12 protein-coding genes are annotated in these 12,188 nt (G+C 58.9%); 9 read left to right on the forward strand and 3 right to left on the reverse strand.

The features are described 5' to 3' along the window. The first annotated feature begins 9 nt into the window (after nucleotides 1-9). Both IC37_RS16785 and IC37_RS16790 read left to right on the forward strand, forming a co-directional pair. On the forward strand, nucleotides 10-1,359 hold the full coding sequence (locus IC37_RS16785) for an NCS2 family permease (protein WP_030131647.1): 1,350 nt from the start codon (nucleotides 10-12) through the stop codon (nucleotides 1,357-1,359). A 79-nt stretch (nucleotides 1,360-1,438) separates the two neighbouring features. Beyond that, on the forward strand, nucleotides 1,439-2,065 hold the full coding sequence (locus IC37_RS16790; protein ID WP_030131648.1) for a LysE family translocator: 627 nt from the start codon (nucleotides 1,439-1,441) through the stop codon (nucleotides 2,063-2,065). Nucleotides 2,066-2,268: 203 nt separating this feature from the next. Here the strand turns inward: IC37_RS16790 and uraH are convergent, their stop codons facing one another. After that, nucleotides 2,269-2,622: a hydroxyisourate hydrolase gene (uraH, locus tag IC37_RS16795; RefSeq protein WP_030131649.1), complete on the reverse strand. Its 354-nt coding sequence runs from the start codon at nucleotides 2,620-2,622 to the stop codon at nucleotides 2,269-2,271. 433 nt (nucleotides 2,623-3,055) lie between these two features. Between uraH and puuE the strand changes: the two genes are divergently transcribed. The 6 genes from puuE (at nucleotide 3,056) to IC37_RS16825 (ending at nucleotide 8,956) form a co-directional block, all read left to right on the forward strand. Further along, nucleotides 3,056-3,982, forward strand: a complete 927-nt coding sequence (gene puuE, locus IC37_RS16800; protein WP_030131650.1) for an allantoinase PuuE — start codon at nucleotides 3,056-3,058, stop codon at nucleotides 3,980-3,982. Continuing rightward, nucleotides 3,979-4,494: a 2-oxo-4-hydroxy-4-carboxy-5-ureidoimidazoline decarboxylase gene (gene uraD, locus IC37_RS16805; RefSeq protein ID WP_030131651.1), complete on the forward strand. Its 516-nt coding sequence runs from the start codon at nucleotides 3,979-3,981 to the stop codon at nucleotides 4,492-4,494. The genes puuE and uraD overlap by 4 nt, the downstream gene beginning before the upstream one ends. 88 nt (nucleotides 4,495-4,582) lie before the next feature. Beyond that, a complete protein-coding gene (gene alc, locus IC37_RS16810) occupies nucleotides 4,583-5,578 on the forward strand; it encodes an allantoicase (RefSeq protein WP_030131652.1) in 996 nt (331 codons plus the stop codon). Between the two features lie 122 nt (nucleotides 5,579-5,700). Then, on the forward strand, nucleotides 5,701-6,204 hold the full coding sequence (locus IC37_RS16815) for an ureidoglycolate lyase (protein ID WP_030131653.1): 504 nt from the start codon (nucleotides 5,701-5,703) through the stop codon (nucleotides 6,202-6,204). A 50-nt stretch (nucleotides 6,205-6,254) separates the two neighbouring features. Then, nucleotides 6,255-7,553 (forward strand): urate hydroxylase PuuD, encoded by a 1,299-nt coding sequence (locus tag IC37_RS16820; RefSeq protein WP_030131654.1) that lies wholly within the window; start codon nucleotides 6,255-6,257, stop codon nucleotides 7,551-7,553. Between the two features lie 617 nt (nucleotides 7,554-8,170). Further along, nucleotides 8,171-8,956 (forward strand): outer membrane protein OmpK, encoded by a 786-nt coding sequence (locus IC37_RS16825; protein ID WP_030131655.1) that lies wholly within the window; start codon nucleotides 8,171-8,173, stop codon nucleotides 8,954-8,956. Nucleotides 8,957-9,073: 117 nt separating this feature from the next. On the opposite strand, the gene IC37_RS16830 is transcribed toward IC37_RS16825, so the two are convergent. Both IC37_RS16830 and IC37_RS16835 read right to left on the reverse strand, forming a co-directional pair. Beyond that, nucleotides 9,074-10,246 (reverse strand): patatin-like phospholipase family protein, encoded by a 1,173-nt coding sequence (locus tag IC37_RS16830; RefSeq protein WP_030131656.1) that lies wholly within the window; start codon nucleotides 10,244-10,246, stop codon nucleotides 9,074-9,076. A 35-nt stretch (nucleotides 10,247-10,281) separates the two neighbouring features. Beyond that, complete coding sequence (locus IC37_RS16835) at nucleotides 10,282-11,214, reverse strand: lipid A biosynthesis lauroyl acyltransferase (RefSeq protein WP_030131657.1); 933 nt, start codon at nucleotides 11,212-11,214, stop codon at nucleotides 10,282-10,284. Between the two features lie 118 nt (nucleotides 11,215-11,332). On the opposite strand from IC37_RS16835, the gene minC reads away from it, so the two are divergent. Continuing rightward, complete coding sequence (gene minC / locus IC37_RS16840) at nucleotides 11,333-12,070, forward strand: septum site-determining protein MinC (RefSeq protein WP_030131658.1); 738 nt, start codon at nucleotides 11,333-11,335, stop codon at nucleotides 12,068-12,070. Nucleotides 12,071-12,188: the final 118 nt, after the last annotated feature.

Consider the following 12,188-nt stretch of genomic DNA (forward strand, 5'->3'; position numbering starts at 1 on the left):
GTACTCGCTGTGGAAAGCCGCAAATCCGAAGCCTCGACGCTGGAACTCTCGCCGCCATTACGCAATGGCTGGCTGGAGCGCATCTTCAAACTCAGCTTGCACGGCACCACGGTGAAGACCGAGCTGATAGCCGGTCTGACAACCTTCATCACCATGGCCTACATCATCTTCGTCAACCCGAACATCATGGCGGATGCCGGCATCGATCATGGGGCGGCGTTCGTCGCCACTTGCATCGCCGCCGCGCTGGGTTGCCTGTTGATGGGGCTGTACGCCAACTGGCCGGTCGGCCTGGCGCCGGGCATGGGTCTGAACGCGTTCTTCACTTACACCGTGGTCGGCACCATGGGCTACAACTGGGAAACCGCACTCGGCGCGGTATTTGTGTCCGGTGTGTTGTTCATGATTCTGACCTTCTCACGGATCCGCGAATGGCTGCTCAATAGCATTCCAGTGAGCCTGCGCTTCGCCATGGGTGCCGGCGTAGGTTTGTTCCTCGGACTGATCGGGTTGAAAACCGCCGGTATCGTCGTCGATAGCCCGGCCACGCTGATCAAACTCGGCTCCCTGCGCGAACCTGGCCCACTGCTGGCTGCCATCTGCTTCCTGATGATCGCCGTGCTCAGCTACCACAAAGTGTTCGGTGCGATCCTCATCAGCATCATCACCGTGACTCTGGCCGGTTGGGGCCTGGGCCTGGTGCATTACGAGGGCATCATGTCTGCCCCGCCAAGCCTGGCTCCGACCTGGATGGCCATGAACGTCGCCGGCGTGTTCAACGTCAGCATGATCAGCGTGGTCCTGGCGTTCCTCTTCGTGCACATGTTCGATACCGCCGGCACCTTGATGGGCGTCGCCCAACGCGCCAATCTGGTGAACCCCGACGGCAAAATCGAAAACCTTTCCCGCGCCATGAAAGCCGACAGTGCATCCAGCGTGTTCGGTGCGGTGGTCGGTGTTCCGCCAGTCACCAGCTACGTGGAAAGTGCCGCTGGCGTCGCAGCGGGTGGTCGGACTGGTCTTACCGCTGTGACCGTAGGTGTGCTATTTGTTGCCGCGATGTTTTTCGCACCGCTGGCTGGCATGATTCCCGCTTACGCCACCGCCGGTGCGCTGATTTATGTGGCGATGCTGATGATGGGCGGTATGGCACACATCGAATGGGACGAGGCGACCGACAGCATTCCGGCGATCGTCACCGCGATCATGATGCCGCTGACCTTCTCGGTCGCCGATGGTATTGCGCTGGGTTTTATCACTTACGTGGTGCTAAAGGCCTTTACCGGTAAGCACAAGGAAATTTCCGTCAGTTTGTGGGTGCTGTGCGCGATCTTCATCGCCAAGTTCATTTTCTTGTAAGCCGTCTACGTTTCAAAAACAGTGTTTCAAAACAGCCTCACCCCGTCGGGTGGGGCTTTTGCACATAGGGAGGAAAGTGATGAGTCTGGAAACCTGGCTGCTGTTCAGCGGCGCTGCGCTGGTGGTGATCCTGGTCCCGGGGCCACTGTCGTTGCTGATGATCAGCAACAGTCTGAATTACGGTTTGCGCCGTTCTTACCCGGCGTTTCTGGGTGGCGTGATTGCGTCGATCTGCCTGCTCAGTGCTTCAGCGCTTGGCTTGGGCGCATTGTTGCTGGCGTCGGAACAGCTGTTCAGCGCCCTGAAAATCGTCGGTGCGTTGTACCTGTTCTACCTCGCCTGGCAGAGCTGGCAGCAATCGCGTCAGCCATCCCAGGGCGCCGAAGTGCCCCAGGCTGCACCGGTGCCGCGCTTTCGCGCACTGTTCGGGCGCGCGTTCATGCTCGGCGCGAGTAATCCGAAAGATATTTTGTTCTTTGCCGCTTTCCTGCCGCAGTTTTTGAGCGCCGAACAGCCGTTCCTGCCGCAGTTGCTGGTGATGATTGTCACCTGGACCGTGTTGGATCTGCTGTGCAAGCTGGCTTATGGGCTGGGGGCTCATGGCGCGGCGGGGTATTTGCGCAGCGGCAAGGGGCAGAGCTGGTTTAACCGGGTGAGTGCCGGGTTGTTCAGTGGCGCCGGTGCGGCGTCGTTGTTGAGCCGTTAAAAGCAAAAGCTTCGCGAGCAAGCCCGCTCCCACATTTGATCTCTGCCGGTCACAAATAATGTATTCGCAGAAGATCCTCGTGTGGGAGCGGGCTTGCTCGCGAAGGCGTCATCAGCAACACCACACATCTCAGGGCAAAAAAAAGCCCGCAGTGTGAGCGGGCAAAGACCAAAGAAGCTTTATGCGCAGATTCTTGGGGGAGTCTAGCTTCCTCTGTAGGTCGAATAGCTATACGGCGAAATCAACAACGGCACATGGTAGTGATCCTGCTGCGCAGAGATGCCGAAACGCAGCACCACCACATCCAGGAACGCAGGCTCAGGCAGCTGAACCCCACGGGCGCGGTAGTAATCACCCGCATGAAACTGAAGCTGATAGACCCCGGACCGATAGTCATCGCCTTGCAGCAGCGGCGAATCGACACGACCGTCGCTGTTGGTAATCGCAGTGGCGACCCATTCCAGCTGCGAACCTTCAACGCGGTACAACTCGACCTTGATCGAGCTGCCCGGGCAACCGTGTGCAGCATCCAAAACGTGTGTAGTCAAACGTCCCATTGATTCTGCGCGCCTGCCTGCGTGGAGCAGTCAGACCTCGCGCCTCCCGAAGTCAGTTGAAAAGGAGACCGCACCGTTTCGGAGCACGAAAAGCTGCGGCGAGCGACTGATTAAGACATTTTTCATAAAAATTGTACACAATAAAAACGACATTTTTACCGCTACCCTCGCCATTCAGCGTTTGTCAGCGAATCTTGCGCCAAACCATAAGATCAGAGCACCTTCTATCCATTAGCTGACCAGTCAGGCAGGTTTCTTGCAACACCCTTCAAAGTCGATAGTCAGTGAAAAATGCAAAAAATCAGGCTTACAAAGTGAATATAAAGTTGTATACAATCACTCCATCGCTGTGACGCCAGCCTGCCCTCTCATCGCCAGGCCGCCACACACCCTGACTTTGAATAAGTCGACACGAACAAGAAGGAAGACTGCAGTGAGCGCTGACTATCCACGCGACCTGATCGGTTACGGCAGTAACCCTCCTCACCCACACTGGCCGGGCAATGCCCGCATCGCTCTGTCCTTCGTACTCAACTACGAGGAAGGTGGCGAGCGCAATATCCTGCACGGCGATAAAGAGTCCGAAGCCTTCCTCTCGGAAATGGTCTCGGCGCAGCCGCTGCAAGGCGAGCGCAACATGAGCATGGAATCCCTTTACGAGTATGGCAGCCGTGCCGGCGTCTGGCGGGTTCTGAAACTGTTCAAGGAATTCGACATCCCACTGACCATCTTCGCCGTGGCCATGGCCGCCCAGCGCCACCCGGATGTGATCCGCGCCATGGTCGATGCTGGCCATGAAATCTGTAGCCACGGCTATCGCTGGATCGACTACCAATACATGGACGAAGCGCAGGAACGCGAGCACATGCTCGAAGCGATCCGCATCCTCACTGAAATAACCGGAGAGCGCCCACTGGGCTGGTACACCGGCCGCACCGGCCCGAATACCCGTCGACTGGTGATGGAAGAAGGCGGTTTCCTCTACGACTGCGACACCTACGACGACGACCTGCCCTACTGGGAACCGAACAACCCGACCGGCAAGCCGCATCTGGTGATCCCGTACACCCTGGACACCAACGACATGCGCTTCACCCAGGTCCAGGGTTTCAACAAGGGCGACGATTTCTTTGAATACCTGAAAGACGCGTTCGATGTGTTGTATGCCGAAGGCGCCGAGGCGCCGAAAATGTTGTCGATCGGCCTGCACTGCCGCCTGATCGGCCGTCCGGCACGTCTGGCTTCGCTCAAACGCTTTATCGAATACGCTAAAAGTCATGAACAGGTGTGGTTCAGCCGTCGCGTCGACATCGCCCGTCACTGGCACGAAACCCACCCGTATCAAGGGGCCGCGAAATGAGCCACTTCCAAACCCTGAAGCCATCGATCCTGAGCCGCGACGCGTTTGTCGCCGCCTTCGCTGACATCTACGAACACTCGCCATGGGTGGCCGAGAAGGCCTTCGACCTGGGCCAGGACCCTTCGATCGACGAGATCGAAACCCTGCACCAGCGCATGAGCGACATCCTGTTGAGCGCCGATCATGCCAGCCAACTGGCCCTGATCAACGCTCACCCGGACCTGGCCGGCAAAGCCGCCGTCCAGGGCCAACTGACCGAAGCCAGCACGAACGAACAGGCTGGCGCCGGTATTCACCAATGCACGGCCGAAGAGTTTTCTCGCTTCACCGAGCTGAACGACGCCTACAAAGCCAAGTTCAAGTTTCCCTTCATCATGGCGGTAAAAGGCAGCAACCGGCATCAGATCCTCGCGGCGTTCGAAACGCGCATTCACAACTCGGCGGATACCGAATTCAAATGTGCGCTGGCGGAGATCAACAAGATCGCGTTGTTCCGATTACTGACCCTATAGCAAGCCTGGCCCGAGTGCTCTTAAACGCGAAAAGTACCCAGGGCCTCGCAAGCATCCCAAGCCAACTTATTAAAGGCAGACAAGAAGAATGAAAGCTTACGCCGTACCTTTCGAGAAGTTCGTCAACCTGGCCGACGCCCGCCTGGGCACCAAAATCATCTCGGTCACCGATGACTGGTTCGCAGACGCCAACCGTCTGTTCCAACCGACCCCGGCCGTGTGGAAGGAGGGCGTGTTCGATGACAACGGCAAGTGGATGGACGGCTGGGAGTCGCGCCGCAAGCGCTTCGAAGGCTACGACAGCGCGGTGATCCGCTTGGGCGTACCGGGCTCGATCAAAGGCGTGGACATCGACACTTCATTCTTCACCGGCAACTTCCCGCCGTCGGCTTCCCTGGAAGCCTGCTTCCTGGCCTCGGGCGAGCCGGACGAAAACACCCAGTGGACTGAAGTGCTGTCGGCCGTCGAGTTGCAAGGCAACAGCCACCACTACCACGAAATCAATAACGACCAGGCGTTCAGCCACCTGCGCTTCAACATCTACCCGGATGGTGGCGTGGCCCGTCTGCGCGTGTACGGCATTCCGTTCCGCGACTGGTCCGCTGTGGGCGACAACGAACAGGTCGACCTGGCTGCTGCCCTGAATGGCGGTCGTGCGCTGGCCTGCTCCGACGAACATTTCGGCCGCATGAGCAACATCCTCAATCCGGGCCGTGGCATCAACATGGGCGACGGCTGGGAAACCGCACGTCGTCGCACGCCGGGCAATGACTGGGTGATCGTCGCGCTGGGCCATGCGGGCGAGATCGAGAAAGTCATCGTCGACACCCTGCACTTCAAGGGCAACTACCCGGACACCTGTTCGATCCAGGGTGCATTCGTGAAAGGCGGCACCGACAGCCAGATCGAGACCCAATCTTTGTTCTGGCGCGAACTGTTGCCAAGCCAGAAGCTGGAAATGCACGCCGAACACACCTTCGCCGAGCAGATCAAGGCACTGGGCCCGATCACCCACATCCGCCTGAACGTGTTCCCGGATGGTGGTGTGAGCCGCCTGCGGGTATTGGGCAAGGTCGCGAAATAAGCGGTGAGGCCATTCGCGAGCAAGCCCGCTCCCACATTTGAAATGCATTCCCCTGTGGGAGCGGGCTTGCTCGCGAAGACGCCAGAACAGACAACACAGAACTTAACGAAAAGAAGACCAGCATGCGCACATTGACGATTGAACCACTGACCAAAGAAGCCTTCGCCCCTTTCGGTGACGTGATCGAAACCTCTGGCCGCGATCACTTCATGATCAACAACGGTTCGACCATGCGCTTTCACAAACTGGCTGTGGTCGAAACCGCCACGCCAGAGGACAACGCGATCATCAGCATTTTCCGCGCCGACGCGCAGGACATGCCGCTGACCGTCCGCATGCTGGAGCGTCATCCGCTGGGCAGCCAGGCTTTCATTCCGCTGCTCGGCAACCCCTTTCTGATCGTGGTCGCGCCACTTGGCGATGAACCTGTATCAGGCTTGGTCCGCGCCTTCGTCACCAACGGCAGGCAGGGCATTAATTACCATCGCGGCGTCTGGCACCACCCGGTGCTGACGATCGAAAAGCGGGATGACTTCCTGGTGGTTGATCGCAGTGGCAAAGGCAATAACTGCGATGAGCATTTTTTCAAAGAGGATGAGTGTTTGATCCTCGCCCCCCACCAATAAGAGAAGGTCTGATCACTCGACGACAGAGTGACAGGCGAGAGGTAAAGACTGTGGAAGCACATCTGTTGGAATGGCTGAACCTGAGCGTGCGCTGGGTTCACATGATCACTGGCGTGGCCTGGATCGGCGCGTCGTTCTATTTCGTCTGGCTGGAAAACAACCTCAATCGGGTCAATCCGAAAAACGGGCTGGCGGGCGATTTGTGGGCGATCCATGGCGGCGGTATCTATCACCTGGAAAAATACAAACTGGCTCCACCGACCATGCCGGACAACCTGCACTGGTTCAAATGGGAAGCCTACTTCACCTGGCTGTCGGGGGTCGCGCTGCTGTGCGTGGTGTTCTACTCCAACCCGACGCTGTACCTGCTCGCTCCGGGCAGCAGCCTGACCGGCCCTGAAGGTGTTCTGCTGGGCATGGGTTCGCTGTTCGTCGGCTGGTTCGTCTACTCCTTCCTCTGCGACTCGGCCTTGGGCAAACGCCCTGCCCTGCTAGGCTTCATCCTGTTCGTGCTGATCATTGGCGCCGCTTACGGCTTCAGCAAAGTGTTCAGCGGTCGTGGTGCCTACCTGCACGTCGGCGCGATCATCGGCACCATCATGGTCGGCAACGTGTTCCGCATCATCATGCCGGCGCAGCGCGCATTGGTGGCAGCGATTGCCGAGAACCGCACGCCCGATCCGGCGCTGCCGGCCAAAGGCTTGCTGCGTTCGCGTCACAACAACTACTTCACCTTGCCGGTGCTGTTCATCATGATCAGCAACCACTTCCCGAGCACCTACGGCAGCCAATACAACTGGCTGATCCTGGCCGGGATCGCGGTGCTGGCGGTGTTGGTGCGTCACTACTTCAACACCCGTCATGACAGCCACAAGTTTGCCTGGACCCTGCCCGTTGCGGCGGTCGGCATGATCTGCCTGGCCTACGTGACCGGGCCGGCGCCGATGTCCAGTGCACCTGAAGTGGCCAAGGCGCCTGGGACCATCGAGTACCAGCCGCTGCCGGAAACCGCCCTTGGCGGTGGTGCCAAACCTGAAGCGGCAAAAGCAGCGCCGGCTGCTGAACCGACTCAGGCGTCAAATCAGGGGCCGTCGTTCGACAAGGTTCACAGCGTGATCCAGGAACGTTGCGCCGTGTGCCATTCGGCCAAACCGACCAGCCCGCTGTTCAGCGCGGCGCCAGCTGGCGTGATGTTCGACACGCCCGAACAGATCAAACTCCAGGCCCCGCGCATCCAGGCCCAAGCCGTCGCCAGCCAGATCATGCCACTGGGCAACATCACCCAGATGACCCAGCAGGAACGTGACCTGATCGGCGCGTGGATCGTTCAGGGAGCGCCGACCAACTGATTCATCGTTGAAAAGCTTCGCTGGCAAGCCAGCTCCTACACGTGCATGACCTGTAGGAGCTGGCTTGCCAGCGAGTGGCCGCACCGCGGTCACCCTGATGCGCACGACCATCAACGACTGCCACGCCCACCACAAAACCACAAAACCCTGTGGGAGCTGCCTGCGCCTCAAACAATAAAAACAAGAGGGAGCAACAGATGATTCGTACCCCGACAAACCTGCAGTTCAACGACGCCAGGCTGACCGCCGACAACCGTGCCCCAAACCTGTCACCGCCGCTCTGTTGCGGGGCACTTGAGCCATGGCGCGGGAGTCAGTATTCTCCGCGCCCGCCCGAATCCGCTCAAAAAAAAAGCGCGGATGTAATTTCTGACCGGAAAGCCAACTTACCCCGGCTCTGGACAGTACCAAGGCACCCCAAAATCACGCTCAATCGACTGTTTTCGAACAGCCGAACGGGCGTTTTTTTGCTTTTTTAAAGCCTTGGCTCAGCGCTTGCTAACAGCATTGAAGCTGACCGACTGGATGATTTTTTACAGCAGCAAGAAAAGGCGCCACACCAGAGCGCCGACCTTAGAAAAATAACGTGGAACCACCTACTTTTTGGGAGCAACCGAATGAAACGTACGTGCACCAGCCTGATGCTCGCGGGATCCTTGCTGGCCGGGGGCCAGGCAATGGCCGGCGACTTGCTGCAATGGCAGAACAACAGCCTGACCTACCTCTATGGCAAGGACTTCCAGGTCAACCCGCGCATTCAGCAAACCGTCACCTTCGAGCACGCCGATGCCTGGAAATACGGGGATAACTTCTTCTTCGTCGACAAGATTTTCTACAACGGCGAGAAGGACTTCAACGCCGGCCCGAACACCTACTATGGTGAGTTCCAGCCGCGTATTTCCTTGGGCAAAGTGCTCGACCAGAAAATCGAATTCGGCCCGATCAAAGACGTGCTGCTGGCCATGACGTACGAGTTCGGTGAGGGCGATACCGAGTCTTACCTGATCGGTCCGGGTTTCGACCTGGCGATTCCCGGGTTCGACTACTTCCAGTTGAACTTCTACCAGCGCCACACTGAGGGCAGTCGCCCGGGTGACAACGTCTGGCAGATCACCCCGGTTTGGTCCTACACCATTCCAGTGGGCGATTCGAACATCCTGATCGATGGTTTCATGGACTGGGTGGTCGACAACGACAAGAACAGCAAAGGCACCTACCACGCCAACCTGCACTTCAACCCACAGATCAAATACGACTTGGGCAAAGCGCTGAGCATTGGCGAGAAGCAGTTGTACGTCGGTGTCGAGTACGACTACTGGTCAGACAAGTACGGGATCAAGGACAGCCAGTACTTCAAGACCGATCAAAGCAACACGAGCTTCCTGGTGAAGTTCCACTTCTGATCGTAAAAGCTTCGCGGGCAAGCCCGCTCCCACAGGTTCTGTGTCGTTCACATCATCGGCGAACGACACAGAACCTGTGGGAGCGTGGCTTGCCCGCGAATAGCCGCACCGCAAATCTCAAGCCGAAACCGCAGGCTCCACCAACCCCAGAAACCGGCACAGCTCATCGCGCTTGGCCAACGCATCGCGCCGCCCCAGATCAATCAACTCGCTGCAATACCCCGCCTCGAACAGCAGATAACTCAGCACCCCCGCCCCGCTGGTCTTGGTCGCCCCCGGCCCGCGCAAAAACAGGCGCAAGGCCGCCGGTAATTCCTGGCGATGCCGCGCGGCTATCTCATCGATTGGCTGACTCGGCGAAATCACCAGCACCTCCACTGGCGCCGCCCCCAATGCACGACTCGGCGTGTCGTCGGGCAGCAGATGACTGAACTGATTCAGACGCTGCAGCAACTCAATGTCACTTTCCAGGCTATCAATGAACGTACTGTTGAGCATGTGCCCGCCGATTTGCGCCAAGGTCGGCTGTTGCCCGGTGTAGGCGCGTTGCAGCGGCTGTTCCGGGTCGACCCCGCGCGGGTTGCCGCTGACGCCCACCACCAGCACGCGGCTGGCACCCAGGTGCAGGGCCGGACTGATCGGTGCCGATTGACGTACCGCGCCATCGCCAAAATATTCTTCGCCGATTTTCACCGGCGCAAACAGCAACGGAATCGCCGAACTGGCCAGCAAGTGTTCGACGCTCAATTGTGTCGGCACGCCGATTCGCCGATGGCGCAACCAGGACTCGATGGTGCCGCCGCCCTGATAGAACGTGACAGCCTGACCGGACTCATAGCCAAACGCCGTGACCGCCACCGCCTTCAATTGCTTTTGCGCGATGGCCTCGGCAATCCCGGACATGTGCAGTTTGTCGTTGAGTAAACCGCGTAGCGGTGAGCTGTTGAGCAAGGCCACTGGCACCTGAGCGCCAATCCCCAGCAAACTGTGACTGACAAAGCGGGTGGCTTGATGGATCACCCCCGGCCAGTCGCTGCGCAATACCAAATGGCTGCGGAAACCTTGCCAGAAGGCGGTCAGACGCTGAATCGCGCCACGAAAGTCCATCGCCCCGCTGGCCAGGCTGACCGCGTTGATTGCGCCGGCCGAAGTGCCGACGATGACCGGAAACGGATTAGCCGCCCCTACCGGCAGCAGCTCGGCAATCGCCGCCAGCACACCCACCTGATAAGCCGCCCGAGCCCCGCCGCCGGAAAGTATCAACCCTGTAACCGGTTCAGCAGAACTCATCGCAACACTCCATGGTGCTTAAAGGGATCGGTGACTCAACCGCGTTTGGCGTACAGCTTCGGCTCGCCCGGTGGACGGGTCTTGAAGCGGCGATGTGCCCAGAGGTATTGCTCCGGACATTCGCGCAATGCACTTTCGACCCACTGGTTGATCCGGATGCAGTCAGCCTCTTCCGTTTCGCCGGGAAAGCCCTCGAGCGGCGCATGGATCATCAACCGATAACCACTGCCGTCCGCCAGGCGTTCCTGGGTGAACGGTACTACCAGCGCTTTGCCCAGCCGTGCGAATTTGCTGGTGGCGGTGACGGTCGCCGCCTGAACCCCGAACAACGGCACAAAGATACTTTGCTTGGCGCCGTAGTCCTGATCCGGTGCATACCAGATCGCTCGGCCTGCCCGCAGCAGTTTGAGCATGCCGCGCACGTCGTCACGCTCCACCGCCAGCGAGTCGAGGTTGTGCCGCTCGCGGCCAAGACGTTGGATGTAGTCGAACAGCGGATTCTTGTGCTCGCGGTACATGCCATCGATGGTGTGCTGCTGGCCGAGCAGCGCCGCGCCGATCTCAAGCGTAGTGAAATGCACGGCCATCAGAATCACGCCCTTGCCCTCCGTCTGGGCCTGCTTCAAATGCTCCAGGCCTTCGACATGGGCCAGTTTCGCCAGACGCTTGCGCGACCACCACCAGCTCATGGCCATCTCGAAGAAGGCGATGCCGGTGGAGGCGAAGTTTTCCTTGAGCAGACGCTTGCGCTCGGCAGCGGACTTTTCAGGGAAACACAGATCAAGATTGCGCTTGGCAATGCGCCGTCGGTCGCCGGCCACTCGATACATCAATGCGCCCAGGGCGCGACCGATCGACAGCAACGCCGGATACGGCAGCTGCACAATCAGCCACAACAGCCCCAAGCCACACCACAGCGGCCAGAAACGTGGAGAAAGAAATGCTGTTCGAAAACGCGGGCGATCCATTAAAGGTTCCGTCAAGACAGTGGCCGCGCATTCTACATCGTTCGACCCGGCTTGCGGCCCGCGGGCGTTCTCGTTATAAGTCTCGGCACTTTTAGTGACAAGCCGTTGTATGCCGACCATGAGCCAAACCGAACCGCTAGACCAAGATCCCGTGTTCCAGTTGAAGGGCAGCATGCTTGCCATTACGGTGCTGGAACTGGCCCGTAACGACCTTGAGAACCTTGATCGGCAACTGGCCGCCAAAGTCGCCCAGGCGCCCAATTTTTTCAGCAATGCGCCGCTGGTACTGGCCCTGGACAAACTCCCGGCCAGCGAAGGCTCGGTCGATCTGCCGGGGCTGATGCGCATCTGCCGCCAGCATGGCCTGCGCACCTTGGCGATCCGTGCCAGCCGCATTGAAGACATCGCCGCCGCTATCGCGGTCGATCTGCCGGTGCTACCGCCGTCCGGCGCCCGTGAGCGACCGCTCGACCCGCACGAAGGCACTGTTGTAAAAAAACCGGAAAAACCACCGGAACCGACCATCAAACCAACCAAAATCATCACTTCGCCAGTACGCGGTGGCCAGCAGATTTATGCCCAGGGTTGCGATTTGGTGGTGATTTCATCGGTCAGCCCGGGGGCGGAACTTCTCGCCGATGGGAACATCCATGTATACGGCGCGATGCGCGGTCGTGTCTTGGCCGGCGTCAAAGGTGACACGAAAGCCAGGATTTTCTGTCAGCAGATGACCGCTGAACTGGTCTCTATCGCTGGCCACTACAAGGTTTCCGAGGATCTGCGTCGCGATCCATTGTGGGGCGCGGGCGTACAAGTCAGCCTGTCGGGCGACGTGTTGAACATCATTCGGCTTTAACGGATACTGCCGCATTTTCCAAGCATCTCTAAAACGTAGCGAAAACGGCTCAAACGAAGTAGGAAAAAGGCTAAAAGCAGTGTTTACCGGGGGTAAGCGCCGCTCAGAACCGGATTCC

It is taken from the genome of Pseudomonas sp. QTF5 (genome assembly GCF_000512695.2).
GTDB lineage: Bacteria > Pseudomonadota > Gammaproteobacteria > Pseudomonadales > Pseudomonadaceae > Aquipseudomonas.

Excerpts from the sequence above, each read along its gene's own strand:
- uraD (WP_030131651.1), top strand. The coding sequence starts at position 3,979 with ATGAGCCACTTCCAAACCCTGAAGCCATCGATCCTGAGCCGCGACGCG.
- IC37_RS16825 (WP_030131655.1), top strand. The coding sequence starts at position 8,171 with ATGAAACGTACGTGCACCAGCCTGATGCTCGCGGGATCCTTGCTGGCC.
- minC (WP_030131658.1), top strand. The coding sequence starts at position 11,333 with ATGAGCCAAACCGAACCGCTAGACCAAGATCCCGTGTTCCAGTTGAAG.
- IC37_RS16815 (WP_030131653.1), top strand. The coding sequence starts at position 5,701 with ATGCGCACATTGACGATTGAACCACTGACCAAAGAAGCCTTCGCCCCT.
- IC37_RS16790 (WP_030131648.1), top strand. The coding sequence starts at position 1,439 with ATGAGTCTGGAAACCTGGCTGCTGTTCAGCGGCGCTGCGCTGGTGGTG.
- IC37_RS16830 (WP_030131656.1), bottom strand. The coding sequence starts at position 10,246 with ATGAGTTCTGCTGAACCGGTTACAGGGTTGATACTTTCCGGCGGCGGG.
- alc (WP_030131652.1), top strand. The coding sequence starts at position 4,583 with ATGAAAGCTTACGCCGTACCTTTCGAGAAGTTCGTCAACCTGGCCGAC.
- uraH (WP_030131649.1), bottom strand. The coding sequence starts at position 2,622 with ATGGGACGTTTGACTACACACGTTTTGGATGCTGCACACGGTTGCCCG.
- IC37_RS16835 (WP_030131657.1), bottom strand. The coding sequence starts at position 11,214 with ATGGATCGCCCGCGTTTTCGAACAGCATTTCTTTCTCCACGTTTCTGG.